The 25,939-nt window shown below is 41.4% G+C and carries 22 protein-coding genes; 5 read left to right on the top strand and 17 right to left on the bottom strand.

Features of this window, described 5'->3' with window-relative positions:
* Positions 1-469: 469 nt before the first annotated feature.
* Entirely contained in the window at positions 470-598 is a 129-nt protein-coding gene (locus V7K42_RS23900) for a hypothetical protein (RefSeq protein WP_334919763.1), read from the top strand.
* A 135-nt stretch (positions 599-733) separates the two neighbouring features.
* Here the strand turns inward: V7K42_RS23900 and metX are convergent, their stop codons facing one another.
* Both metX and V7K42_RS23890 read right to left on the bottom strand, forming a co-directional pair.
* The gene (gene metX / locus V7K42_RS23895) at positions 734-1,813 is read right to left on the bottom strand and encodes a homoserine O-acetyltransferase MetX (RefSeq protein WP_334919762.1); all 1,080 of its coding nucleotides are present in this window, start codon (positions 1,811-1,813) and stop codon (positions 734-736) included.
* A gap of 61 nt (positions 1,814-1,874) precedes the next feature.
* Positions 1,875-3,179: an O-acetylhomoserine aminocarboxypropyltransferase/cysteine synthase family protein gene (locus V7K42_RS23890; RefSeq protein WP_334919761.1), complete on the bottom strand. Its 1,305-nt coding sequence runs from the start codon at positions 3,177-3,179 to the stop codon at positions 1,875-1,877.
* Positions 3,180-3,709: 530 nt separating this feature from the next.
* On the opposite strand from V7K42_RS23890, the gene V7K42_RS23885 reads away from it, so the two are divergent.
* Together V7K42_RS23885 and V7K42_RS23880 are read left to right on the top strand one after the other, a co-directional pair.
* Positions 3,710-4,105, top strand: coding sequence for a hypothetical protein (locus tag V7K42_RS23885; protein ID WP_334919760.1), 396 nt, complete (start codon positions 3,710-3,712; stop codon positions 4,103-4,105).
* A gap of 248 nt (positions 4,106-4,353) precedes the next feature.
* Positions 4,354-5,298, top strand: coding sequence for a tetratricopeptide repeat protein (locus V7K42_RS23880; RefSeq protein WP_334919759.1), 945 nt, complete (start codon positions 4,354-4,356; stop codon positions 5,296-5,298).
* 113 nt (positions 5,299-5,411) lie between these two features.
* On the opposite strand, the gene V7K42_RS23875 is transcribed toward V7K42_RS23880, so the two are convergent.
* Positions 5,412-6,029, bottom strand: a complete 618-nt coding sequence (locus V7K42_RS23875; RefSeq protein WP_334919758.1) for a DUF411 domain-containing protein — start codon at positions 6,027-6,029, stop codon at positions 5,412-5,414.
* A gap of 713 nt (positions 6,030-6,742) precedes the next feature.
* Between V7K42_RS23875 and V7K42_RS23870 the strand changes: the two genes are divergently transcribed.
* Complete coding sequence (locus tag V7K42_RS23870) at positions 6,743-7,684, top strand: DNA polymerase III subunit delta' (protein WP_334919765.1); 942 nt, start codon at positions 6,743-6,745, stop codon at positions 7,682-7,684.
* Between the two features lie 347 nt (positions 7,685-8,031).
* Here V7K42_RS23870 and V7K42_RS23865 read toward each other — a convergent pair whose 3' ends face one another.
* The 5 genes from V7K42_RS23865 to V7K42_RS23845 all read right to left on the bottom strand — a co-directional run bounded on the left by V7K42_RS23865 (position 8,032) and on the right by V7K42_RS23845 (position 13,609).
* Positions 8,032-9,342 carry an efflux RND transporter periplasmic adaptor subunit gene (locus tag V7K42_RS23865; RefSeq protein ID WP_334919757.1) on the bottom strand — a complete coding sequence of 437 codons (1,311 nt, stop codon included), beginning with the start codon at positions 9,340-9,342 and terminating at the stop codon, positions 8,032-8,034.
* Positions 9,343-9,604: 262 nt separating this feature from the next.
* A complete protein-coding gene (locus V7K42_RS23860) occupies positions 9,605-11,683 on the bottom strand; it encodes a glycoside hydrolase family 10 protein (protein ID WP_334919756.1) in 2,079 nt (692 codons plus the stop codon).
* Between the two features lie 169 nt (positions 11,684-11,852).
* On the bottom strand, positions 11,853-12,425 hold the full coding sequence (locus V7K42_RS23855; protein WP_334919755.1) for an HdeD family acid-resistance protein: 573 nt from the start codon (positions 12,423-12,425) through the stop codon (positions 11,853-11,855).
* A 106-nt stretch (positions 12,426-12,531) separates the two neighbouring features.
* Positions 12,532-13,032 (bottom strand): alpha/beta hydrolase, encoded by a 501-nt coding sequence (locus tag V7K42_RS23850; protein WP_334919754.1) that lies wholly within the window; start codon positions 13,030-13,032, stop codon positions 12,532-12,534.
* A gap of 361 nt (positions 13,033-13,393) precedes the next feature.
* The gene (locus V7K42_RS23845; RefSeq protein WP_334919753.1) at positions 13,394-13,609 is read right to left on the bottom strand and encodes a bromodomain-containing protein; all 216 of its coding nucleotides are present in this window, start codon (positions 13,607-13,609) and stop codon (positions 13,394-13,396) included.
* Between the two features lie 410 nt (positions 13,610-14,019).
* Between V7K42_RS23845 and V7K42_RS23840 the strand changes: the two genes are divergently transcribed.
* Positions 14,020-14,463: a pyridoxamine 5'-phosphate oxidase family protein gene (locus V7K42_RS23840; RefSeq protein ID WP_334919752.1), complete on the top strand. Its 444-nt coding sequence runs from the start codon at positions 14,020-14,022 to the stop codon at positions 14,461-14,463.
* Between the two features lie 255 nt (positions 14,464-14,718).
* Here V7K42_RS23840 and ppsA read toward each other — a convergent pair whose 3' ends face one another.
* The 9 genes from ppsA to V7K42_RS23795 form a co-directional block, all read right to left on the bottom strand.
* Positions 14,719-17,337 (bottom strand): phosphoenolpyruvate synthase, encoded by a 2,619-nt coding sequence (gene ppsA / locus V7K42_RS23835; protein ID WP_334919751.1) that lies wholly within the window; start codon positions 17,335-17,337, stop codon positions 14,719-14,721.
* Between the two features lie 162 nt (positions 17,338-17,499).
* On the bottom strand, positions 17,500-18,015 hold the full coding sequence (locus V7K42_RS23830; protein WP_334919764.1) for a GNAT family N-acetyltransferase: 516 nt from the start codon (positions 18,013-18,015) through the stop codon (positions 17,500-17,502).
* Positions 18,016-18,304: 289 nt separating this feature from the next.
* Entirely contained in the window at positions 18,305-19,612 is a 1,308-nt protein-coding gene (locus V7K42_RS23825; protein ID WP_334919750.1) for a CO2 hydration protein, read from the bottom strand.
* Positions 19,613-19,722: 110 nt separating this feature from the next.
* Positions 19,723-21,219, bottom strand: coding sequence for an NADH-quinone oxidoreductase subunit M (locus V7K42_RS23820; RefSeq protein ID WP_334919749.1), 1,497 nt, complete (start codon positions 21,217-21,219; stop codon positions 19,723-19,725).
* Positions 21,220-21,291: 72 nt separating this feature from the next.
* Entirely contained in the window at positions 21,292-22,014 is a 723-nt protein-coding gene (locus tag V7K42_RS23815; RefSeq protein WP_334919748.1) for a carbonic anhydrase, read from the bottom strand.
* A 50-nt stretch (positions 22,015-22,064) separates the two neighbouring features.
* Positions 22,065-23,942 (bottom strand): NAD(P)H-quinone oxidoreductase subunit F, encoded by a 1,878-nt coding sequence (locus V7K42_RS23810; RefSeq protein WP_334919747.1) that lies wholly within the window; start codon positions 23,940-23,942, stop codon positions 22,065-22,067.
* A 1,052-nt stretch (positions 23,943-24,994) separates the two neighbouring features.
* Positions 24,995-25,138, bottom strand: coding sequence for a hypothetical protein (locus V7K42_RS23805; RefSeq protein ID WP_334919746.1), 144 nt, complete (start codon positions 25,136-25,138; stop codon positions 24,995-24,997).
* Positions 25,139-25,141: 3 nt separating this feature from the next.
* The gene (locus tag V7K42_RS23800; RefSeq protein WP_334919745.1) at positions 25,142-25,366 is read right to left on the bottom strand and encodes a hypothetical protein; all 225 of its coding nucleotides are present in this window, start codon (positions 25,364-25,366) and stop codon (positions 25,142-25,144) included.
* A 337-nt stretch (positions 25,367-25,703) separates the two neighbouring features.
* Positions 25,704-25,939, bottom strand: a 236-nt coding sequence (locus V7K42_RS23795; protein WP_334919744.1) for a hypothetical protein, incomplete at its 5' end; no start/stop codon positions are given.

Below are 25,939 nucleotides of genomic sequence, written 5' to 3'. Positions count from 1 at the left end.
CAGCATAGTTATTAGACAGAAACTATGCTGAATATTTAAAACTATAATTTACTATTCACTTTTTAGATATGTTATTATTGTGTCAATATTGTGTCAAAATACCAAAATATTTTCATCTGGTATCCCGATTGAAGATATTCTCTGTCAATGAAGATAGCGACACTTTTGGGGCGACCAATAGGGACATATTTGGTGATTTTAGCTTCAGCTAGTTGTTCGGTAGAGAGGTCAGTTAGTTAAAAGTTGATCTTGAGTGGTAAATTCACTAATAAGTAGTACTTTTTGAGATAAATGCATTTTTGTAAGGTGAAACTGACAATATACTCCTTGTAGTTTAGATTTACGACTGAAAACTTAAAAAAACTCATTTACGGAGGTGATTCTTCCCTTCTGCTAAGTAGAGCAATTACTTGCTTTTTACCTATTATGAGTGTTGGGGTGAGGGGGCTAGCACTGCAATCGTTGAAGGATGCCGACAAATATAATATTCATTATTCAATCCCTGTGGTTAGGGGTTGATTATGGCGATCGCTCATACGGAACTGCGATCGCTTCTCTACTAGATAAACCCACCATTGCTTCTATAGTTCAAACTTAGGCTGCATAAGCTTTATGCAATTGTGGTATGAGTGATAGTGTCAATCTCCTCTCGCGAGAAAAGTAGAATGATATCTCTGATACTGCGATCGCTTTTTTAGCTTCATCATTCCACCTCAGCACTCAACCTGTCGAGTTAAGAAGCTGATAAATCTAAACTTTGCCGAAAAGAGATTAGTATTTCATTCAATGCAGTCATGTCAATTAAAAACGCATCATGTCCGTGGGTTGACTTTAGCCACGCCAGTTGAGCATTAGGGATTAAATTTGCTAGTTCTTGTTGTTCTACTGGAGGATAAAGGATGTCAGAATCAATAGCAACAATTAGAGTCGGTTGCTGGATGCTTCGCAGAACAGATTCATAATCTGATAAATTAGGACTTGGGCGATCGCGTGCAACATCGTGGTGATCCATTGCGTGGGTGAGAGTGATGTAAGTGTTGGCATCAAATCGTTCTGTCAGCTTTTGACCTTGATGCTGTAAGTAACTCGCGATAGCAAACTCCTCGAATACATCATACTGCCGCCCAAAGCGGATTGTAAAACTATCCCAAGAACGGTAAGTAGACATCGCCATCATCCTTGCCACAGCTAGTCCTTGGTTTGGGGGTGCATCCAGCGTGTAGTTTCCTCCTTGCCAATTTGGATCGGCATAAATTGCCTGTCTTTGGGCTTCACTTAATCCAATACACCAAGCAGAATGTCTACCAGAAACAGCAATGGGTGCAATACCTTTCACCTTTTTTGGATATAATAACGCCCACTCCAGTGCTTGCATCCCACCGAGTGAACCGCCAATTATAAACCGCAGAGATTGAACACCCAGATATTCTAGTAGTGCAGCTTGCAGGTGAACCATATCTCGGATTGTAATCTTAGGGAAGGATACTCCATAAGGCTTTCCCGTTGTTGGGTTGATAGTAGTTGGCCCAGTTGTACCGTAACAACTTCCCAATATGTTGCTGCACACAATAAAATCGCGATCGGGATTGAAGGCTTTCCCTGAACCAAACAAAGGTTCCCACCAATCATCAGCGTCACCCGTACCAGTTAAGGCATGACAAATTACTACCCCATTATCACCTTGAGCATTTAACTGTCCCCAGGTCCGATAAGCAACTTGAACCCCAATTAATACTTCGCCGCATTCAAGTTTAAATGGCACTGTAAGCTGGTAAAACTGGGTTTGTGCTGAGATAAAGTTTGGGTAGATCATATCTGGAAGTGGGGGGATGAGGAAGCAGAGGAAGAATAACTATTGTCCAATGCCCATATAACTAACTCCTAACTTGCCGAAATGCCTGCTCAAAATCCTCTTTAATATCATCGATATGTTCAATTCCCACTGATACCCGCACCAAATCGGATGTCACACCTGCCGAAAGCTGTTCATCATCACTTAGCTGTTGATGGGTTGTGGAAGCGGGATGAATAACGAGGGTTTTAGCATCACCAACATTTGCTAAATGACTCGCCAACTTTACATGATTAATAAAGGCTTTACCTGTCACCAATCCACCTTTGATGCCAAAGTTTAAAACTCCCCCAAAGCCATGCCGGAGATATTTTTTCGCTCGTTCATGATAGGGGTGATTGGGAAGTCCCGGATAATTAACCCATAATACTTGCTCTTGCTGCTCTAGCCACCTAGCCAATTCTAGGGCATTGCTCACATGCCGATCTACGCGCAAAGAGAGAGTCTCTAATCCTTGCAGTAAAAGAAAGGCGTTAAATGGACTCAAACACGGGCCAAAATCGCGTAACCCCTCGACTCTGGCGCGGATAATAAAAGCAATGTTGCCAAATGTTCCACCAGGCCCAAACACTTCTTGGAAATTCAGATCGTGATAACCGGGGGAAGGCTCACTAAATAGAGGAAATTTGCCGTTACCCCAGTCAAATTTACCTGAATCGACTATTACGCCACCGATGGAAGTACCATGCCCACCAATCCATTTAGTTGCAGATTCTACTACAATGTCTGCACCATATTCAATTGGTCGAGCTAGATACCCACCAGCACCGAAGGTATTATCTACAATTAAAGGAATGCCGTTTTCGTGGGCAATGTCAGCTAAAGCGGCAAAGTCGGGAATGTTGAATTGAGGATTACCAATGGTTTCAACGTATAGTGCTTTGGTGCGATCGTCGATCGCTTGACGGAAACTTTCTGGACGATCTCCCTCAACAAACTTGACGTTAATACCTAAACGTGGTAAAGATACTTTAAACTGGTTATATGTTCCCCCATACAAAAAACTAGTGGAAACGATATTATCTCCAGCCTGAGCGATCGTACTGATTGCCAAAAATTGCGCCGCCTGACCACTAGCAGTTGCTAATGCTGCTACACCCCCTTCTAGAGCAGCAATCCGCTTTTCAAATACATCCGTCGTCGGGTTCATGATTCGGGTGTAAATATTACCAAATTCCTGGAGAGCAAATAACCGCGCTCCATGTTCGGTGTCGTCAAAAACGTAAGAAGTCGTTTGATAAATAGGTACTGCACGAGCATTAGTTCCGGGAGCTGGCTCTTGTCCAGCATGAACTTGCAGGGTTTCAAAACGATATTGTTCAGACATCAGCAGTTATTTGAGTTTCCAATTATACAAACTGATAATAATACTATTTGAGCCTTGGGTTTAATTAATCAACGGTAATGTTTAGGATTTGCCGTATTTATTTTAAAGTATTCTTCACACAAATAATTTTATCTGTTCAAAATGCCACAGTCTTGCTAGTATTCATGTACCATAAAAATCATATTTGATTTGTGAAAAAATATAAGTATTTGTAGGGTGTGTTAGACGGAACGTCGTAACGCACCATCAGTTTGGGATGGTGCAATAATTGCTGTAATACTTGGAAAACTAAAGACGGAAATTGAAAAATTGCATAAATTTTCAATTTGCCTCAGTTAAGTACTAGAAAATTTCAATCATTCTGTAATATGTCTGGATTTAACGGACTTTTTATCACTCAATTCGCTCACCCTTTTGGGTGAGTCATATATCAACCGATCAGATGACCTGACTGAAGGAAGCTGAGATTAATAATAAAGAGGACTCTATTACTAAAGAAGACCGATCGCATTTTACCTAAAAATAAGCTTATGAAACTTACTACTTTAATAAAATCTGCACTTATTTTTACTTCTATTACTCTTGTACCTGGAATCGCTAGCGCTCAAGTAGCTACTAACAATAATAGTAGTGAAACAATCGCTATTAACTCTAACAATTTACCTAGTGACTCTACCTATGTTAATTACTTCCAGCCGTTCAGCCTAGTTACTTTTGCTTATCAAGGAGGTCTAAAGCAGCACGGTATTCCTAGTGGAGAAACACTAGTATTTGAAACTCAAAACAGAAATATTATGGCAAAAGATTTGGTGAAGGCTGCTGTTAACGCAGATAAATTGCCATCACAACTTTTAAACGACCAAAATTATCTCAGTGCTGTTAATTTACAACTCAACGCATTACCCGATTATGCAGCTGCTGATTGATTGGTTTTTCTTATATTTTTTTTAAAAGCGAAATTGACCACTATACTATATTTGTGTGCTTGTTACCAATATAAATAAAAGCCTTTTACACACGGCGAATACTGTGTATAAAAGGAAGTTTAATATTGAAGAACGATTTCTAGATTTTGATAGAACTTGTGCCTATAAGTTCTGTTATTCTGTGCTGTAAGTACAGAAAATTGTATAATCAACAGCTTATCAAGCAAAAATTTCGTTTTCTATAGAGAATGACAGAAGTAATTGGAACAGGGAGCCTAAATAACATCGAGTCCATTGAGTTTGAAAAGCGGTGCTTGCACAAAGCCAGAGAAATAGGCGATCGCAACGGGGAAGTCATTTGTTTAGCAAGTTTGGGCAATGCTTATCATTCAATTGGGGAATACCATCTAGCAATTGAGTTTTATCAGCAGTGGTTGGACATAGCGAGAGAAATAGGCGATCGCACTGGAGAAGCCAAGTCTTTGTCTGGGCTGGGCAACGCATATCAATCACTGGGAAAATACCAGCGAGGGATCGAATTTTATCACCAGTGGTTGAGGCTCACCAGAAAAATAGGCGATCGCACTGGGGAAGGTATTTGTTTGGGAAGTTTGGGCAATACTTATGAATACCTGGGCAAATACGATCGGGCCATTGAGTTTTATCAGCAGTGGTTGAATATAACAAAGAAAATAGGCGATTGGACTGGGGAATGCATTTGCCTGGGAAGTTTGGGAAATACTTATGAATCATTGGGGCAGTACCAACTGGCAATTGAGTTTTACCAGCAATGGTTAGAACTAGCAAGATTAATTAGCGATCGCAATGGCGAAGGTATGGCCTTAAGTGGGTTGGGTAATGCTTATAAAGCTCTAGGAAAGTATCAAAGATCGCTTGAATTTCATCAGTATTCACTAGAAATCAGAAGGAATCTTGATGACCAAAATGCAGAAGCAAACACCTGGTTTAATTTAGGTTTGGTGTTAGAAAAAATTAATCGAAAATCAGAAGCGATGCAAGCCTTTTGCAATGCCCGCGAAATTTATCACGCAATGGGACTTGATGCAAGTCTGCAAGATTGTAACCATGCAATTGAGCTTCTTTCTGAAAATATTTCAACTTTAACATCTCACTTCTGGTTTGGGAGATGGTTTAGTCATTTATCGCAGTTGCTCAAAACTGGTTATAACTAGTAAGATATCTCATCACTGACTTAGATAGTATGAGGATGTTTTAAAAGCATTAGCCAATTTCTAATCGTCAAAATAGATTAGAAAACCCACTTTTAAAATATCCTCTGAATATCTCAAGAGGATGGATACTTATTGAATACCGCAACTGAGTTATTGCGATCGAAGGTAAACACAGTAAACGGGTCTTTTTGATTTCCTATCTCCATCCCAGGAGTGCCTACAGGCATTTGGGGAACGGATAAACCAGCAACATTTGGCTTTTCTTGAAGCAGACGTTTAATATCGTTTGCTGGAACGTGTCCTTCGATGACATATCCATTAACAATTGCTGTGTGGCAAGATGATAAGTTATCCGGCACGTTGTACTTTTGTTTAACTGTTTCGATGTCAGGTGTGGAAAAGTCTGTAATTTGAAAACCTTGTGTCTTTAAGTGGTCAATCCACCCGCCACAACAGTTACAATCGGGACTGTGATATACAGTGGCATTTAGCGCTGTTGCTTTTGATAGTGTGTGTTTATCTTGGATACGCTTAGTAGTACTTCTCAGTTGAGCATTAGCTGCAACAGAAGCAGGAAAAACAGCTTGAGCATTACTCTTATGAACAGTGCTTCCCAAGATGCCCAATGTCCCTACTGTTAGACAAATTATTACCACTGCACGTACAGCAAAACGTACCAAGGTGGGAGGTAAAGATTTTTGCCAGCAATAAATAAATTGTTTGTATGACATCTCAGACTTCCTAAGGACAATATTGCATAATTTTGTTGTAACAAATTCTCTTCAAAAAAACCCTGCATACTTTGCGCCCCTCTGCGTGTGAAAACAGTACGCCTTGTTAAGCAATGCTAATACGTCGTCTGACAATGGCATTGCATCCCTCTGCATTTAATAAAAGCTACGAACCCTAGAGGTTGTTTGAAAAGTCATGATTGATGTATAAAATATTTTTTACCCCACCCTAACCCTCCCCTTATAAAGGAGAGGGAACCGGATTGTTCTTGTTTCCCCCCAATACATCCTACGGTGTACACACATCTTTGTACAAATCCAAAATCGTTGCAGATCCCCCTAAATTCACGCCACGTGCTCCACTTGGGGAGACCCCAAGACGCAGTGGCTCCCTAATAAATTGGGGGACTTTAAGAGGCTTTTGCCCCCCAATTTATCGAGGGGTTGGGGGGATCAAAAGCCTATGAGGCAACTCTCGAAGACTTGTGTGTACACTGTAGCCAATACATCGGGGGGATAAGGGGGGGTAATAATGTGATTAAAATTACAGCAAACTACTTTTCAAACAATCTCTTATGCTGTAGAAGTCATTGCAAGAGTGCTAGTATGTCAAATATTGGCATTTTGTCGGTTCTAAATTGTTGTTTTAGAAGACAACTCTACTACATTAGCCCTCTGTTTTCATATTCTTGTTTTGGCGAAGGTACTGAACTATTAACCCATTTGCACCACTTGTAGGACAACAGCAAGCCATAGAATTACTCACTCAGGCTGTCAGACAAAAACGAGTTGCTCCGGCGTATCTATTTGTGGGACCAGATGGTGTAGGAAGAAGTTTAGCAGCAAAGTGCTTTGTAGAATTGCTATTTTCTAGTGAGATGGGAGTCACTGCGGCTTTACAAAACCGTTTGCGTCAGGGGAACCATCCAGCTTTGTTGTGGGTGCAACCGACGTACCAATATCAAGGACAACGATTAACAGCAGTAGAAGCAGCTGAGAAAGGACTCAAGCGTAAAGCCCCACCTGTAATTCGGCTAGAACAAATTCGGGAAATTACCGAGTTTCTGAGTCGGCCGCCCTTGGAAGCACCAAGAAATGTGGTGGTGTTGGAAGAAGCCCAAACAATGGCAGAAGCCGCAGCCAATGCTTTACTTAAAACTTTAGAAGAACCGGGACAGGCGACGTTAATTTTAATTGCACCTACACCTGAGTCTGTTTTGCCAACTTTGGTGTCACGCTGTCAACGCATTCCTTTTTATCGCTTAGATGCACAGTCTTTGGCTGTTGTTCTCACACAAACAGGTCATGAAGAAATTTTGCAAAATCAGGCAGTGCTGAGTATAGCAGCTGGTAGTGCGGGAAGTGCGATCGCATCTTACGAGCAATTACAAGCTATTCCCCCTGAGTTACTCGAAGACTTAAAAAAAGCCCCTGCTTCATACCACAAAGCCTTGGAGTTAGCTAAAAAGATTGATAAAGATTTAGATACAGAAGCCCAACTGTGGTTAGTTGATTATCTTCAGCAATTCTACTGGCAGCGCTGGCATCAACCCAGTATTATTAACCAGCTAGAACAATCTCGCAAATACTTGCTTACTTACGCTCAACCCAAGCTAGTTTGGGAATGTCTGTTTTTATCTATGTGTCAAAAATAAAATAGGGGTCCTACATTACTTAAATCATTACTGTAGTTGATGACGAAAAGTTAATAATCCGTCCCCCTTCTGCCATCTGTTGCGCGGCTTGTTAGCAAGTAAAAAAGTGCCATTAACGTTAATGGCAAAAATCGCGTCAAAATCTTCTTCTGATCACATAGATTAATCTAGTTTTTTTGATTCACCTAACTGATTATCTGCTGTTAAAGTACCCCTGCTCTTAAGCAAGCTAGCAAGAGCGTCTCGTAGAGAGCGTCTTGATTCTGACTCCTGTTAGCGGTAGCGGGGCGTTTAGCCCATTCTGACTTTTGAATTCTTCTTCAATCTCCTTGTCCCCTCATCCTGAATTAAGATTCTGGAACGATCGCAACACCATCTCTAAGATTGAGCAACCCTGAGATAATAACTTTATCTTCTGGCTGTAATCCTTCAATCACTTGGTAATTATTATTTTTGATTTCGCCTAGCTTCACGCGCTTTTGCCGAGCTACTTCTTGAGATCCACCTTGGGGAGATGTTTCGGTTTCAACTACATAAACAAAAGTGTCCCCACCTATACGAGTCATTGCTGTTGTGGGGATTAAAATTCCGGGGCGCTGATTCCAAAATAATCTAGCTCTTACCAATTGATCTGCATGTAGCTGACCGTTCGGGTTGTCAAAAAGTGCTTTAACAAGTATCCCTTGTGTTTCATTATTAGCAGTAGGTGCAATGAAAAATACCCTACTTCTAACCAATTTTTGACCTTGCGTATTCATCACTTCCACTGGCATTCCCTTACGCAATTGCGGCCCTTGCTGTAGTGGCACAGAGATATTGACTTCTAAAGGTCGATTTTGGGTGAGATTAAGTAATGGTGTGGAAGTATTAACTAAATCGCCGACTTTCACAGCCATTGTACCAACTGTGCCATTAAAGGGAGCAGTAATTTTGTCAGACTGGATTTGTTGTGTTTGAGTATTTACATTAACTTGCTGTAAGGTTTTTTCAGCCTGCAATATGTTGGCTCGTTGTGCTTGAATCCTAGAATCAATTGCATCAAGACTAGTCTTAGCATTGGCGAGCTGATCGGCAAGCTGATTGCGAGTTTGTCGAGAGACGGCTCCTTGTTCAGCTAGGATGGAATACTTTTCATAGGTCTGCTGATACAATTGCACATTCGCAACGGAGGATGAACGTTGGGCTTCCAGAGATTTGAGTGCATCGCGGGCATTTTCCAGTTGCAATAAAAATGCCTGAGGTGCGGCATTGTTAGAAGCGATCGCAGCTTGTGGTGTACGATCTACTTGGATAATTGGCGCTCCTTCGGGGACTAAATCTCCCGATTTGACAAATATTTGGGTAACTTGACCCTGAATCCTCGGCTGGAGGCTAATTGAGCGCTGGGACTTCAGGCTAGCAATAAAATCTGAACTTTCCTCAATTATGCCGCTTTGGACTGTGGATATTTTGACTCTTACCCCTTGAGATTGAGTGTTAGCAGTTACAGGCGCAGAATTTTGGGGAGTGAGCAAACGCCAAACTAGGGCTGTTCCGCCCCCTAACAACAGCAGTGCAGGTAAAAATAACCAAAGCCACCGCCGTTTTCCAGAAGGTGGCTCAAAAGAGGTTTGTGGAGTTTTGTCTCCATAATCAGTTTGAGGCTCAGGGGATGTCATGGCTTATGAGGATAAGGAATAAATTAACTAGAATTACATCAAAATTTCATCTGTTGATATTGAAATTACTGATTTAGCATGAGGTTTTGTGGCAAATTATGTGTTACCTCATCCAAATATACAGTTCTGATGATTCTGTCTAAATCTACCCAAAGGTGAATCCGTTCCTTAAAACCTATATAAATCTCACTTGTTTCTTACTTCAGCTGAATTTAAATCCCCAACTTCTTCAAGAAGTCGGGGTTCTTGGTAGCACCTTTGCTCAAATCACTGTAATCACTGTTCCCGGACTCTCATTGGCCAATCTATCCACCGCACATACGGCATAAGTTCCCGCTTGTTGGACGGTAGCAAAGGTTGTGCCAGCCGACAAAATTCGTTGAATTGTCCAAGTATCGCCAGTTTGGCGATAAAGTGTCCAAGAACGAACTGGCTGATTATCTCCAGGCTGCCAACTCAGTTTGCGGTTATTGACTTGTAATCCAATGGGTGGAGGTGGTGGTGTTGTATCTTGCCAAGGCAAAGTTGGCGGTAGCGCAGGTTTATTATAAAGCAGACTTTGGAATTTATCAGCAATGCCCTGACTATTTTCCGTCAAAACAGCGAGATTAAAGAAGATATTCCCCAGTGACAAACGTCCTGCTTGGCTACGACTAATTTTCACCTGCTTTTCAATCTCATCACTCTCTCGACTCTTATTGCTTGGTTCTGTCAAATTGTTACCAGCGTAAACGTGTCTTTGCTTTGTGTTTACCTGTGTCCACCACTGTAGCAACGCCGAATAACTTTGTTGTGCTTGGTCTGTGCGCCAGTAAAGTTGAGGCGCAATATAATCAATCCAGCCTTGTTCTAACCATTTCTTCGAGTCTGCATACAGCACGTTGTAAGCATCCAACCCAGTAATACCAGTGGGTTGTCCGGGGCGATAAATCCCAAAGGGACTAATACCAAATTTTACGTCGGGTTTGGTTGTTTTAATCCCCTGGTAGAGGCGCTGTACCATTCTGTTAACATTGTCCCGTCTCCAGTCGCCAAGGGTGAGTGTACCACCGACTGCTTTATACGCAGAGTATGTTTTTTCATCGGGGAAAGACTGCCCCTCAATAGGATATGGATAGAAATAATCATCTAAGTGAATGCCATCAACATCGTAGCGCTTCACTACATCAAGAATTACGTTGTAAGCTCTGTCTTGAACTATTTTTAGTCCTGGGTCCATCCAGCGTTGAGTTTTCCACAAATAAACGCTTTCTGGATTAGTAGCTGCTATGTGGGGACGGACTGTTTTCGCTGGGTCGGTGGAAGTACTGGCGCGGTAAGGGTTGAACCAAGCATGAAGTTCAATATTGCGCTTGTGACATTCTGCGATCGCAAACGCTAAAGGATCGTAAAATGGTTCTGGTGCTTTACCCTGAGTTCCTGTAATCCAAGCACTCCAAGGCTCTAATTGCGATTCATATAAAGCGTCTCCCTCTGGTCGCACTTGGAAAATCAGGGCATTAAAGTTTAGTGCTTGTAATTTAGTAATAATCTCGGTGAGTTCAGCTTTTTGTTGAGCAACAGGAAGTCCTGCTTTGGAAGGCCAATCACCATTCCACACAGACACAACCCACGCCCCCCGAAATTCTCGGCTATGATTTAACCTAACGCTACCGGCTGGTGTTGGTGTCGGTATTGGTATTGGTATTGGCGTTGGCGTTGGTATTGGTGTCGGCGTTGGCGTTGGTATTGGCGGCTGTACTAGATAAACAGAAGCTATTTTTTCTGCCTGACCTAAATACACCAAAGCTTGATAAATAATCACTGCCACATCTGCACGGGTGGCTGCAAGATTGGGATTGAGTAATTTGATATTTGGGAAACTAACCACCAATCCAGCACTAGTGGCAATAGCTACCTGATTTTTACCATACTCAGGAATTTGAATATAATCTTGATAAATTTGTGGGAGTGCTGAGAGGAGATCAGGTTTTATTTTGGTGGCAATTTCTAAGCCTGCTACCAAGGAAACTAAAACTTCCACTCTAGTAATTCGGTTAGCGGAACGGAAACTTTTATCAGGAAACCCGCTTATAAATGCTTTTTCGTAAGCTGTTTGAATGGCGGGGGCTGCCCAAAAACTAGTTGGAACATCAACAAAGGGGATATACTGACGCTTCTTGGTAACTGTCCCAAATGCGTTGGCGACGATGGCAGCAAATTCAGCGCGGGTAACAGAGTTATCAGGGCGATAAGTGCCGTTAGGCAACCCACTAACAATACTACGTTGGGCTAAGGCTGTAATAAATAAGCGTGCCCAATGGTTTTGAATATCCGAGAAGGAAGTAGCAATAGATACCATTGTTGATTGCAGCTAGCTGGCCTTGATTTTGATTTCCTTAGTTAATTTAGCAATTTTTTTGGCGTAGGCATAGCCAGGCGTAGGCATCACTGCTGCAATATCTTGTAAACTTTGACTACTGAAGTTTGATTGGGAATCGGGAATTGGTTTTTTCTCCCCACTCCCATTACTAAGTAGGATTTGCAGCTTGGTCAGGAGGATTTGAGTTAGAACGCGCATTCAACGATAGCATCACACGGGAAATGCCACTGAAAATAATGCTGATACCAACTAGTGTCCCAAGAAGCCAGGGCGCATTGAAGGGCCACTGGAACCAAATCATTGCACCTAATACCAGCGTAATAATTCCATTACTTAGTATCCACGTCCAGTTTTGTTGCGGGCGTAACTGGAATGCCAGAATTAACTCGAATGTGCCTTCAGTTACCAAAAAGGTACCAAGTAACAGGGTCAGTGTAAGAACACCCGTATAAGGATAAACGAATAACATTATGCCCGTTGCAATATAGAGTCCGCTTAATAAAAGTTTCCAAATGAAACCTCCGCGATCGCGGGTTTGAGTGGCATACACTAGTTTTGTAAATCCGGCGAAAATCAAAATCGCTGCAATCCAAGTTTCAGCGAATAGGGTGGTGAAATTAGGCGCTGCGATCGCAATCACCCCTACAATACTCAGGAGAACACCAGTTATCAGCGCTCCATTAACATCCTTGTTATTATTTCTAGAAATGTCAGTTGTCATATAAAGTTCTTCCCTAACTCTACAATTACGTTAGGGAATTTATCAGTCACAGCATAGAACCCTAAGATAGACTCATCGGTATTAAATTTTCAGTAGTCACTAGCCCTCATAAGAGTTTTGCAAGACCGCTTAGGCGTTCATAAACAGAGATGAGGCGATCGCCTTCAAGTTCAACAGAAGTATTAGGATAATTCTGAATAGCTCCTAGCAGTGTAACTTCACCATTTTGTTGAATAGATGCACTTAAAGCACTTCGCAGCGCTTGCTGATCTAGTTGTCCTACGGGAGGGTGAACTACCTCACCAATTTGGTTAACTAAAATTGGCCCTGCCCAGCTAGACAGTAAGTTATTTAAAAAGGCAGGATCGGCTTTTATTGGGGCTTTCAGTGCCTTACGAGCTATTTCTGGATCTTGTTTGGCTGCCTCTAAATAAGCTTGTAATGTCGGGGTAGTCTTGCCAGTTTCTGTAAACTGACTTAATTCTTGAACAGAGATTTGCCCCTGAAAAGTACCATATTTTAAAACAACTTGCTCGGCAGCATTCGCATTAGTACTTGAGAGCAGAACAATAGCACCTACGCCTAAAGCTACTGTTCGACTGAGCAATTTAGCGAATTTCCTATGGTTTAATCGATTGAAAATTTGATAAATCTGCATTTTGTCTAACTTCTAATCCTAATGGTGTGGAGCGTACATAGGCAAAAAATGCCCAAGCTTTAATATTATTTTACAAAATTCCTGCTGTGGTAAAGGCGTACAAATGTACGCCTCTACTGGCAATTTGTTGCAAATATTTTTGGAAATGGTGTTATAAAACAGAATTCAGTTGGGTATTCTGACCGAAAAAGCGGATAGCGGAACGTAAAGCCTACGGCATAGCTTTGCTTAGAGCGAGTCCGCGTACCCCTGCTCTTAAGCAAGCTAGCAAAAGCGTCTTGATTCTGAATTCTGAATTCTTCTTCATTTTTTAAAAGTCTTCATCAGGCGAAGCTGCTTGAGGTAGAATTGACTTCTCTTCATCTAAGGTTGGTGCAGGTACGCCCAAATGCTTCCTTGTAGATTCTTCAGCTAGCTTTCGGTCTTGCTCATTCTGGAACTGACTCTCATCTAACAAATGAGGGTTATTTGCCGCTTGATCTCGGCTTGGTCGATAGCCATTTTTCCACCTGTACTTCCAGTCCATAAAATGAAAGGCAAATATACTGCAATTTGATTTCCTAGTTTTTCATGGTAGGCGCTTAATGGAACATGACACTCCTACTAGAGGTTGAAGAGACTCATTCCGAGGGTATAAGTTTTATATCATTTTGAAGGTAAGAATACTCTATAACCTTAATTTTAAGGCGATCGCAAGCAAATATAATAACTTCATCTGCGATCGCTGCCGTAATATCTTAGCAATTTTCACTATTCAAACTTTGCTGCCTCTGTCTTGTGTACTCAAAAATATCTCTATAGATATAACTAAAAGAGCAAATTTTATGAGAATTCCACCTCTAGGATCACGTAATTGTGACTAAAAACGTTAATACTGAAACATGGTTGTAATAAAAAATTATAGCCCAGTAGCAAATAGAGAAAATAGTACAATAAATGGCAACTTCTACAGATCGCACTCAAGAAATTCAAAAACTGCATGAACTAATCAAAGATATTGATTATGGTATGTTTACCACAGTCGATGATGATGGAAGTTTGCATAGTTACCCCATGTCCAAAAGTGGTGAGATTAACTCTGAAGCCACGCTCTGGTTTTTTACTTATTCTGGTTCCCATAAGGTGACTGAGATTGAACACCATGAGCAAGTAAATGTTAATTTTTCATCACCCGAACAGCAGCGATACGTTTCCATTTCAGGGACATCACAACTTGTAGAAGACCGCAACAAAATGCAAGAGTTATGGAAGCCGGAACTTCAAACCTGGTTTCCTAAAGGATTGGACGAGCCTGATATTGCTTTGCTTAAGGTGAATATTAACCAGGTTAATTATTGGGATAGTATATCGAGTTTTAAGCCACAAAAATTAGTTTTTTGATACTACCTCTTTCAAATAATTCAAAATTCGTAATTGAAAAAGATAAATTATGAATTTTGAATTATTTTTATAAATATAGGAATCTGGTTTGATTTGGAGAAAATATCCGTAGGATGTGAGCGCGGAGAGTACGGCATCAAACCCGCAATAATAGTGCGTTACGAACTCCGTTCTAACACACGCTACAATACCTAATTTCGTTCAAAAATCAAATAGTAATCCTATATTTAAAATCCAATGAAAGTAATTTTCGCTTTAATGTAGGATTTCTACATAACCTTCCGTTCCATTAACCCGAATTCTCTGTCCGTCATCGATCAGTTTGGTAGCACTTTCTACTCCGACAACTGCTGGTAAGCCATATTCACGTGCGATAACTGCTCCATGAGTCATCAGTCCACCAACTTCGGTGACTAGTCCTTTTATGGATACAAACAATGGTGTCCAGCTAGGGTCAGTAAAGGAGGTGACTAATATATCTCCATCTTCTAGATCGGCATCTTCCATGTTTAAGATTACACGTGCCCGTCCCTCTATAACTCCAGAGGAAACAGGTAGACCTATAATAGCTTCGGCAGGGAGATTTTTTCGTTTGTACCGACCTACAATGATTTCACCATCAGACGCGATCGCACGTGGGGGAGTTAGTTTTTCATATAATTTGTACTCGGATTTTCGTTCGCTGATAATCTGGTAATCAAGTTTATTTGTGAGTACGACTTCACGAAGTTCTTCAAAAGTGAGATAGTATATATCTTCTTTTTCATGAATAACGTTGACTTGTACGAGTTGTTCGGCTTCTTTGAGTAAAGCTTTCTTATAAACGAAGTAGCGATTAACTATGCCGTATTTTGGATATTCACGATAACCGATAAAATTTCGGATGAAACCGATCGTTCGTTTTGTCTCTTCGGCTTTTTGTTCACCATCCGGTAATTGTTTCAATCGATCTAATAACTCTTGTTCTTTTTTCAAAGCTGACTGTCGCCCTTGCTCAAATTTCCGATTGCTGGCACTAGGCTCAAAGTTTTTGATATTACTGAGAATCATGGGGAGAAGTGTAGTTGGTTTTTCACTCCAACGAGTTTTAGTAATATCGATTTCTCCGGCACATCGCATTCCATACTTGCTGAGATAAGCATAGATAGCGTCTTGGGTTTCCTTTCCACCATTAAACTTAACCAGCTCATCCAAAAAGCTATCATCTTTTACCTGTTGTAAATAATCAATTACTTCAGGATAAGGACGAATCACATCTGCGACATCCAATAGCGCCAGACCCATTTGCGAAGTAATATTGTTTGGTACAGATTGAGAAAGCGTGTCTGCTACGTTTTTTTCACCTAACCACTCCTCAATTTTTTCATTGAGCCATGATGAGGCATTCATAGCCGCTCTAATCACGCCCATATTTTTTGGATCTAATAAACTCTTCCTTAATTGCTGGATGTCTAACAAGATAAAATCCAATAGCTCCAGTCCTGATTTCGTCTGGATGTTTTGTCTCAACTCTTCTAGCGAGGTTTGACTGCGCTTAATCAAATCAGAAACAATTGTCGGATCGTTTTCGATTTGTGTTTGAAACCTCGCAGACGACGTACTTTTATTGTTTTTAGTGGGACTCGGTTCTTTCTTTTCAGCCGATAACGATTTTATAAAGTCTCCTCGCTCTATTATGGTCATAAGTGCGTCTTTTAGGAGCGGATCGTGTTGTCCCATGACATCTAATAAATTTTCTCGGCTCTCAGGTGAAGCCAGTTGAAGTGTGACATCCACAAACAGCCTTCCACCAGCGTTATACATGGGTCGAGCAGCGGTTAACTGCCATACAGACAACCCCAAGGGTTTCAGGGGGTCGGTCATCATTTGTTGATGACCGACAGATATATAAACGTGATTTTCTCGATCGTTCGCTTCAGGGATGGGGTATAAAGTAGTGATTGGCCGGCTCTGGACAATATAAAATGTATCATTAACCAAACACCATTCGATGTCCTGGGGACGGCCGAAATGTTCTTCGATCTTTCTGCCCATGCGCTCAAGCTGTAAAATCTGCTCATCCGTCAGCGCTTGCCTATTCTGCCGCTCAGGCTCAATCTCCTGTTCTTTAGTACCGCCATCTTTTAAGGCGTAAATAGCCAGTTTCTTGGTGGATATCTTCTTATCGATAATCTTGCCGTTACAAACTTTATAGATATCAGCATTCACAAGACCGCAGACCATAGCCTCACCAAGTCCGAAGCTGGCATCAATGGATAACACCTTCCTATTAGAAGTGACGGGATCGGCAGTAAATAAAATTCCTGCCACCTGCGGAAAGACCATCTTCTGAACAACCACAGACAGGTGGACTTGACGGTGGTCGATGCCGTTTTGAAGGCGGTAAATTACTGCCCTCTCGGTAAATAGCGATGCCCAGCACTTGCTGATATGTTTTAGGATTGCCTCCTTTCCGATAATGTTCAAATACGTATCCTGCTGGCCTGCAAAAGAGGCTGTTGGTAAATCCTCAGCAGTTGCGCTGGATCGTACTGCATAGGCATTTTTTTCATCAAGCCTGGAGAGGTGGCGGGCGATCTCTTCATTAATGTCTTGATGAATGGCTATCCCTTCAATCAAAGAACGAATCTCACCGCTAAGTTCACGGATTTTATGCCGGTCTTCCACCTTTAAAAGCGATAACCGATCTAGTAATTCGTTAATTAATGACGTTTCCCCAATAATTCTTTTAAAAGCTTCAGTAGAAATACAAAAGCCATCCGGTACGGAGATTCCTTTAATCCTAGTCAGTTCCCCCAGGTTGGCACCTTTGCCCCCGACAACTGTGAGTTTTGTTTTATCAATATCTTGAAAACAAAGTACAAATGAACTCATCAGTTTGCCTCCTTTGGCAATTCATACTTTGGTAATTTGGACTGCATCATAACCGATCGACTCTCGCGATCGGTGTGCATGGGGGTTGTTATGCGGCGTTAACGAAGTGTGCCGTTCGCAAATGCTTCTCCGACAGGAGAAGGTATCGCTCACTAGCTGCTGCTACCGCGATGCGATCGTGTTTTCAGGATGCCAATCTGCTCGGTTCAGGCAATAAACAAAACAGTCATCATCGCCAAACCTTCGTGGTTCAACAAATTGGAAGCTAAGACGTTCATAGAAGCGGTGAGCGCGAGTATTGCTAGCAAGTGGATCGATGAGGACAGTCGTCACACGCTCTTCGGCAAAACATCGAGCTAGGGCAAGCTGCATCATTCTTGTACCGTAGCCTTTGCCCAAATCTGTTTCTTCCCCAATCCAGATATCAATGGCACGAAGATCCGGTGCAACATCTCCCCAATAACGGCTTTCCTCACGCGCTGGATCGATAATCTGAATAAATCCAATGGGACGACCCTTGATCTGGGCAATCAATTGCTCTCTCCATTCAGGATTGCGACTCAGTTCTACCTCCCAGTTCCAGTCATCGTTAGGATCTGAGGCAATGACATGAGGTTGTTGATCCCAGTGTTGCAGCAGGTTCAAGTCAGCAGGGGTGGCAGGACGTAGATTAATCATCACGACACAAGCCTCGTTTGCTTACGATCGCTTAATCGAGATGTGGTGATAAATCTGGGTTCTACTGTTTGACGCACTCCTTCGTTTGCAATCTGCTTTGGGTCAATTGATTGCAGCAACGCGGCGATTCATTTGTCTGATGATGGTTTTTGCGTCATATCTCATATTCTATGACGCACGGTGTATCTTTACCCCGGTTTTTTGAGCGGATACTTAAAACATCATTTAATCCAGATGTAAAGGATATGGGTAAAAATAAGGCTAAAAAAGGGTTGATTGGGGATATATCTTATCTATAATCTTGCTTTTGAATACTCCCTAAACGAGCAGAATCACGAATATTGTAGTCGGATCGAGTAAAGCGATTTAGCTGCATTTCAAAAAAATCTCGATTGGCTTGTAAATGCTTAAGATTTTTGTCATCTAAAGGATATAAAAGTGCAGTTCGCAAGGCTTGAATTACGGCAGAAGTAACACAGTACATTGACCGTTGAAAACTAACTCCCAACTGAATCAACATATCTTCTTCACCCCGGCAATGTTGGCTGTAGTAATCAATAAGATACGGGGGCAAAAAATGCAACATATCTTGCATTAATAATGTGGGAGGAATACCAGCAGTACCCACTGGGAATACATCAGCGTAAAGAATACCATAATGAAAGTCTTTTTGGTCTTCTGGTACTTGACGCGCTTGAGCATTATAAGATTTTGTGCCTCGGAAGGGTGCGGTGCGGTAGAAAACCGCTTCGACGTATGGTAATGCAGCTTCATATAGCCACATGAAACCCTTAGATTTGGGGACAATTTCGTAGCATTCGCCACGAATATACACATGATGGTAAATCGGACGACCTGCGATCGCAAATATACCATTAACTATGAAGCTCATCGCCTCTGGGACGCTGCTAATGGTACCTTCGTCGTAGCGATCGGACATTTCAAAGAATACTGGGGCCATGATTTCCCAGAATAAGCCCAGATTAGCGTAGTATGACATCTGGCGGCACTGTTCCAAAAACATATCGGGGAACAGTTTGTAAAGCCCCAGCATGACGGGATTGCCTTGGAAGTAAGCTTTAATTGCTCGGTCAGCGTTGGCTTTGTATTCGTCTGAATCTAGATAAGGGTCAAATTGTCCCCCCATCCCTCTGTGCCACAACATCGCCCGCATACAAGCTTCTGCAAATTCCATGTTAATGCGATCGTGGAATAAGTGATGCAACAACTTCGGCATTTTGAAAGTTTCACCCTTCTCCATAAATGCCAAAAGTTCTGGATGTGCAGTGGCTTCACCGCGCCAAATTCGTAAATCGGCATCATCGCCAGCGTAATGATTATGCAGTTCTAAATACTCTTTGGGTAAGAAGTATTTAAAGAAGGGAAGCGGGTTTAAAAATTCGCGTTCGGCAATATAAAGGAGGTTACGCCAGTAGAAATCCATCGGCACAGCATAAGCTTTGTATAAACCGATGATTTGCATCAAATTTTCTGGAGTGTCGGGTAACATTGCACCGCCAGCTTCTAAGCGGTGAATTACTTCAGCGAATTCGTGATTAGAAGGAGGTAATTTAATCGCAGTTTTAATTGCTGTCATGGTAATTTAAATTTGGTAGAGACGCGATTTATCGCATCTGGGGGATAGATTTTGGGATGGATTTTGAGACGCGATTTATCACCGTCTCTACAAGTGTTTTTATCTATTTACTATTTCAGCGCGACTTCAGAGATTACGGTTTTTTCTAAGGGGGGAATTGCGGCCACCATTGTTGTAGTTGTGGATTCACTCCAACGCACTAACCAAGTGGGTTGTACTCCCAAAAAGATGATAAAAGCTGCCAAAATTAAAGCTGGTATTTTTTCAGACCAAAGGACTTTGGGGTAGTAGGCGATGTTATCGAGTCTGCCAAAACAGGTGCGGTTGAGGAGGATGAGAAAATAAACTGCGGTTAATCCACTAGCCACTATACACAAAATTGTTGGAATGGGGAAGGCAGAGAAACTACCTTGAAAGACAATAAATTCCGCGATAAATCCTGTTAAACCGGGAATACCTGCGCTAGCCATTCCACTTAAAACTAGTAAGGCGCTAATTAAGGGTAAACCGCGTATGGGACTCATTAAACCATTGAGTTTATCTAACTCGCGAGTGCCAACTTTGGCTTCCACGACTCCCACCAAGTGGAAGAGAATTGCCAAGATGATACCGTGACTAAACATTTGGGCGACTGCACCAACGAGTGCTAAGGGAGTACTAGCAGCACCAGCTAACAAAATATAGCCCATGTGACCCACGGAACTGTATGCTACCATGCGCTTGATATCTGTTTGAGCGATCGCAATTACTGCCCCATAGATAGCGCTAATTGCTCCCCAAATCGCCAGAGTCGGTGCAATAATACTCCAAGCATGGGGAAACATACCCAATCCAAATCGCAGCAGTCCATAAGTTCCCAGCTTTGCCAAAACCCCACCGAGAAGAATGGCAATTGGTGCTGAAGCTTCAACATAAGCATCGGGTAGCCAAGTATGGAAGGGAATTAAGGGAATTTTAATCCCAAAACCTAAGACTATTCCTGCTAGTAAAAGGATTTGTTTTGTGGTTGACAGATTTTCTGTAGAGACTGCATCAAAAGCAAAATTGGTAGAACCACTTAGCCACACCATACCCAAGAATGTTGCCAGAATTAATGCTCCTGAAACCGCAGTATAAATCAGGAATTTAATCCCAGCATAACCCCGTTTTGACCCTCCCCAAATAGAAATTAGTAAGTAGAAGGGGATTAATTCTAGTTCGTAGAATAGGAAGAATAGTAGCAAGTTTTCAGCGAGGAAAGCACCTGCAACCCCTCCACTTACTAATAAAATCATGGAATAGAACAGCCGGGGGCGTTCAGTTTCTTTGCTGCTGCTGTAAATCGAAATCCAGGTGAGTAGGCTATTTAACACCAACATCAAGATAGAAAGCCCATCAACACCTATTTGATAGCTTAAGCCAAGGGTTTCATTCCAGGGCAAATACTCATTAAATTGCGTTCCTGGAATGCTTATATCAAATTTTAACAGGATAAACAGGTTCCAAAAAAGAACTGTTCCAGAAAAAATTAATGCTGTTAAACGAATCCGATGATTAGGAAAACTTACAGGTAATATTGCTATAATAGCGGCGGCTATAATAGGGAGCCAAATCAAAACACTTAACATTATATTTCTCCTTTTTTATTTGTCCTTTGTGCGTTAGTAATGACCAATGACTAATGACAAAGGACAAAAAATCTAACTTACTAAACTGATTTTGCCAGTATCTAAATCGTAATAACCACCAACTATTTTCAGCTTTTCTGTCTTGATTAATTCAGATAAAACTGACGATGACTTCAATTTTTCAACTTGCGCTAAAACATTGGCTTTACAGGCATTTTCTAACTTATCTCCTGATTTTCCTTTGGTACTTTCTACACTTGGTTGAATTGCTGCAAGCAAAGTTCCAATTTGTCCTGGGACTTGAGCGCCTTTAATAGCAGCTTCTACCGCACCACATCTTTTATGTCCCATCACCATGATAACTTTAGTGCCTAATACTAAACTGCCAAATTCTAAGCTACCAATTTGCTGTGTTGTGGCAATATTTCCAGCTATGCGGCAGACAAATAAATCTCCAAGCCCTTGGTCAAAAACAATTTCTGAAGGGACTCGTGAATCTGCACAACCTAGAATAGAAGCAAAGGGCTTTTGACCTTTGGCAACTTCGACTAAACGTGAATAGGTTTGGTCAGGATTTCTACGTTTTCTTTTGACAAATCTATCATTCCCATCTAATAATTCTTGCAATGCCTTATCGGGAGTAATATCATTTTCGGCTGGGGCTGCTGGGGGTTTTTCGGCTGCAAGTAAGTTTGAGCCAAGTCCGGCTGTCAATACGCCTGTACCGATGGCCCCTGCACCAAACTTGAATAAACTTCTTCTGGAAAGATTGATTTTTGGATGTTGTATGCTCATGAAATTATCCTCACAATATTAATGTGTGCTTGTAATAAAACGGTGTTTGACTAACCAACTGTCGAAATTTGAGAAATCAAATTTAAAAATTGCACTCCCCAAAATGGCCAAGCTACCCACATTCCTAAAAAGCTTACTCCTAGTAAGACGGTTAAGGCGTAGAACTGGGTTTGTCCAGAGGTACTGTATTTTAAACTTTCACCACCTAATAGCGAAAATAAACCAACCAAATTAACAATGCCATCGATTACAAAACGGTCAATCATATCGGCAAGTTGAGAAATTTTGGCAACGCCAAAAATAATGGTTATCCGATATAGTTTGGGGGTATAAAAGTCGTATGCTATCAAGTCTTGTAAACCTTTCCAAGGGAGGCGAATCGGTTTAGGAATATTGCCTAAATAAATCACCCCAGTGATGCTGCAACCGAAAATACTCGACCCAATTAAAAGTAGTACTACATCTTTATTTAAAGCTTCCCAATCTGGTAAGATTGATAAGCTTTGCAACACTAAAGGAAGATGGAGACTAAAGGCAAGTAAGATTACCATTGGCAAAATCATCGGCCAGTGTGCTTCAGGCGATCGCTGACTCATTTGTGTAGCTTTACCACCAAAAATCAAGCCAAATTCTCTGGTTAAACTCACTGCTGTCAAAGCGTTTACAGCTATCACTACTCCTACTAACCAAGGTTGGGTTTCCCACAACCCATCTGCTAGTTTTACCAACGCCCAAAAACTACCCAATGGTGGAAAACCAATTAATCCCAAAGTCCCGACGATAAAGGCTATTGCTGAAATCGGGCGACGTGTCCACAACCCGCCCAATTGGGTAACATCTTGAGTGATGCTATTCCAAATAATTCCCCCGGTACTCATCACCAACAACGCTGCGGATATAGCATGGGTAAGTACTAACAACAGCGCTGCTTCGTCTTGTTGCGTTCCCACAGCAATGAATACTAAACCCATGTATGCACTGACAGAATAGGATTGACAGCGTTTAAGATCGATTTGAGCGATCGCAATTAAAGAAGCACCAAGTGCTGTCAATACCCCAATGGCTACCATAGCCGAGGAAACTATGGGCGACAGGCTTAACACAGGTTGCAGTTTTATCAGTACCCATGCACCACTCGCAACTACTACCGAATTCCGCAAAATTGTACTAGGAACAGGGCCTTCCATTGCCTCATCTAACCACAAATGCAGGGGGAACTGGGCACATTTACCCATTGGCCCGGCAATTAAGGCTAAACCGACTAGTGCCATTGTTGTCGGGTTGACGTTAGCAGTCGCCGCCCATTTAGCTAGTTCTGGATAACTCCAAGTTCCGGCGAGGGGCCATAATGCTAACACACCCATCAGCAAGAATAAGTCTCCCACCCGCTTGGTTAAGAAAGCATCTCTCGCACCTGAGACTACTAATGGCTGGCTAAACCATAAGCCAACTAGTAGATAGGTTCCCAGCGTCAGGACTTCCAAAATTACATAGCTGAAGAACAGGTTATTACACAGAACCAGGGCGCATAATCCTGCTTCAAATAATCCTAATAAGGAATAGAAACGTCCCCAACCCCAATCCATCTCCATGTAACCGATGGCATAAATTTGCGCTAGCAAATTCAAACCAGTAATTACAACTAAAGCGCCGACGCTAATCGAGGATATTTCTAAAGCAATGGTGAGGTCTAAACCAGCCGTAGATAACCAAGGAATAAATACTTCTTGGGCTGGTTGATTCCAAGTTGCTTGTAAGGCGATCGCACTATGCACAAAAGCCAAAAATGTCATCACCAAGTTTATATAACCCGCCGGTCTTGGCCCCGTTTTCCGAATGATCCCCGGCGACCAAGGTACGGCTAACAAGCCACCTATTAGGGCATAGCAAGGAACTAGCCAAACAGTCTCAAGTAGAAACTGAGCCATCAACTTACCTCTATAATTGTCATCAAAAATTTGGGGTTGTGAATCAACTTGCGTCGATCCCTGTCAACCCGCCGACTTCCTACGGTCACTGAGCTTCTTCCCTTGAGGGACTTTGAGCGCAGCCAAAATAAGCCGAAAGTTGTTTAAGTGCGGCTACGCCTACGTAGATAATGAAACTTTATCTTTGTTTAATTTTGTTAGAAACAGCTTACCGTTATTTTTGTCAAAATGGAATTACTTATCTAAATAAATTTGAGATAATTACTCTAAACAAATCTTATATAATCGACTATTTGAGTAACGAATAATAGCTATTGTTTTTTATCTATGAATGTAAGGATTCAGGTCTAAATTTGAGAGAGTAAGGACGGGAAAGACTGATAATTAACAGAGCCAGCCATTAGAGCTTGTGCAAAAAAATCAATACCAGTTCTTATGCGTGATAGCTGGTTCAAGCTTTGTCGGTCTAAATCTTGAGGCAAGTTTTGGTTCATATTTTGTGATGCTTTCCCTCAAGTGTCACCTTTGTCAATACTCTGCCACCTGAATTCTTACACTTTTACTAAATTTCTCTTTGAGAATTTGTACTCGTAATGTCACAGTAGTAGTTATCGTATCTGCTTGCTCGTTCTCATAAAAGTATTTCACGGACGAGTAAGCTTTTTCTACCTTCAAAAACTTTTTGAGTAAACGTACATCATCTTCCTATCTGCGTTCGTCCTTGACGTTGCCGAAGGCATCGCCTGACTCATGCCATTACTGCGAGAGTGAGCATTAAACCTGTAGCCCTTATTCTGCATAGCTTAGAGCTTTTCTTAGTGCCATTCGACCCTATATGCGCTTGTGCAATTAATTTTACTTTTTACTCAACACTCTCACTGGGCACGAGCGCACTGTTTTGCTGAGGTTTAGACGGTGTTTATAGTGGTTGCTTTGAATTTGAGCAAAGCGATGTGCCGAATGTATTCTTCGCTAGAGTGATTCGATACCAAATTCACTAGGGCGATCGCTGACAATTGTAAACGCTTGCTCCAGAGAAATTTCTGGTCTTCTTAAAAAAAATATTCTCTAGTATCACAACCGTAGTTAAAACCCACAATTACTACGTACTCTTTTGCTGGGTCATAGTTATCAATGCAAGCGCAAAACTGAGCATATAATATCGGTTGTCTTGCGGCTGCTGTTGAAAGTTGCATTATTTACCAAGCTTCAGTGCCTTTAGCAGTATAATACATTCTGTTTCCTAGCTGCGATACACCTTCAATCACTGAAAAATTATTGCCACCAGTATGCTCTATTTGGAGTACTTTATGCATATAAAGGTAGCCCCTGCCTAGTTTTTGAAAAAACTTCCATGCTTGGGCGCTAAACAGGATTTCACCCATTAAAACCAGATTTTCGGCAATTTGCTGTTCAGATATCATAGTAATTTCTTCTGATTCCGGAATTATTCTTCAAAATTACTCAATTTGGCTGGATATGAGTGGTTTGACTCATAGCGTAGACACTTTTTAGAGGCTTGCCGTAGGCATCAGATTACTATCAAAATGGATATCTAGCTCACAGCGGTTTGAAAGTAGTACCCTGGGTAGTTCTAGAATTCGCGAACCGTTGCGATCGCATGAAGTAAAACCTGTGGATCTATAATGCTAGTGCTAATGTACTATACCAGGCTTCTGAATCTGCTGGAGCCGTTTGATTTCGATACTCTCCAGATGTACAGAGTTTTTTCAAAAATCAAATAGGAGTTCTATATTGATTTTATTTATATTTTTGAAAAACTAATATGTTATTTAATGTATATGATGCTAAAGCAAGAGGAAGTATAATTAAAACTTCCGCTAAGAAAAGATTAGTATTATAATTAACTAATAATTTCAATAATAACATTTGCAGAAAGTAGATAATTACATAAACTCCTATAAATCGAAAAATTAGAGTGTTGTTCTGATTTTTAAAAACTATCCCTCCAGTTGTTTTAAAATTGAAAAAGACTC

Origin of the sequence: Nostoc sp., from assembly GCF_036917455.1 — a bacterium.
Taxonomy (GTDB): Bacteria; Cyanobacteriota; Cyanobacteriia; order Cyanobacteriales; family Nostocaceae; genus Nostoc.
This window is presented reverse-complemented; position numbering and strand designations above follow the sequence as displayed.

Excerpts from the sequence above, each read along its gene's own strand:
- V7K42_RS23900 (WP_334919763.1), top strand. The coding sequence starts at position 470 with ATGCCGACAAATATAATATTCATTATTCAATCCCTGTGGTTAGGGGTT.
- V7K42_RS23815 (WP_334919748.1), bottom strand. The coding sequence starts at position 22,014 with ATGAGCATACAACATCCAAAAATCAATCTTTCCAGAAGAAGTTTATTC.
- V7K42_RS23890 (WP_334919761.1), bottom strand. The coding sequence starts at position 3,179 with ATGTCTGAACAATATCGTTTTGAAACCCTGCAAGTTCATGCTGGACAA.
- V7K42_RS23855 (WP_334919755.1), bottom strand. The coding sequence starts at position 12,425 with ATGACAACTGACATTTCTAGAAATAATAACAAGGATGTTAATGGAGCG.
- V7K42_RS23830 (WP_334919764.1), bottom strand. The coding sequence starts at position 18,015 with ATGATTAATCTACGTCCTGCCACCCCTGCTGACTTGAACCTGCTGCAA.
- V7K42_RS23800 (WP_334919745.1), bottom strand. The coding sequence starts at position 25,366 with ATGATATCTGAACAGCAAATTGCCGAAAATCTGGTTTTAATGGGTGAA.
- V7K42_RS23860 (WP_334919756.1), bottom strand. The coding sequence starts at position 11,683 with ATGGTATCTATTGCTACTTCCTTCTCGGATATTCAAAACCATTGGGCA.
- V7K42_RS23845 (WP_334919753.1), bottom strand. The coding sequence starts at position 13,609 with ATGGACTGGAAGTACAGGTGGAAAAATGGCTATCGACCAAGCCGAGAT.
- V7K42_RS23825 (WP_334919750.1), bottom strand. The coding sequence starts at position 19,612 with ATGACAGCAATTAAAACTGCGATTAAATTACCTCCTTCTAATCACGAA.
- V7K42_RS23820 (WP_334919749.1), bottom strand. The coding sequence starts at position 21,219 with ATGTTAAGTGTTTTGATTTGGCTCCCTATTATAGCCGCCGCTATTATA.
- V7K42_RS23865 (WP_334919757.1), bottom strand. The coding sequence starts at position 9,342 with ATGACATCCCCTGAGCCTCAAACTGATTATGGAGACAAAACTCCACAA.
- V7K42_RS23805 (WP_334919746.1), bottom strand. The coding sequence starts at position 25,138 with ATGCAACTTTCAACAGCAGCCGCAAGACAACCGATATTATATGCTCAG.
- V7K42_RS23875 (WP_334919758.1), bottom strand. The coding sequence starts at position 6,029 with ATGTCATACAAACAATTTATTTATTGCTGGCAAAAATCTTTACCTCCC.
- V7K42_RS23810 (WP_334919747.1), bottom strand. The coding sequence starts at position 23,942 with ATGGCTCAGTTTCTACTTGAGACTGTTTGGCTAGTTCCTTGCTATGCC.
- V7K42_RS23885 (WP_334919760.1), top strand. The coding sequence starts at position 3,710 with ATGAAACTTACTACTTTAATAAAATCTGCACTTATTTTTACTTCTATT.
- ppsA (WP_334919751.1), bottom strand. The coding sequence starts at position 17,337 with ATGAGTTCATTTGTACTTTGTTTTCAAGATATTGATAAAACAAAACTC.
- V7K42_RS23840 (WP_334919752.1), top strand. The coding sequence starts at position 14,020 with ATGGCAACTTCTACAGATCGCACTCAAGAAATTCAAAAACTGCATGAA.
- V7K42_RS23880 (WP_334919759.1), top strand. The coding sequence starts at position 4,354 with ATGACAGAAGTAATTGGAACAGGGAGCCTAAATAACATCGAGTCCATT.
- metX (WP_334919762.1), bottom strand. The coding sequence starts at position 1,813 with ATGATCTACCCAAACTTTATCTCAGCACAAACCCAGTTTTACCAGCTT.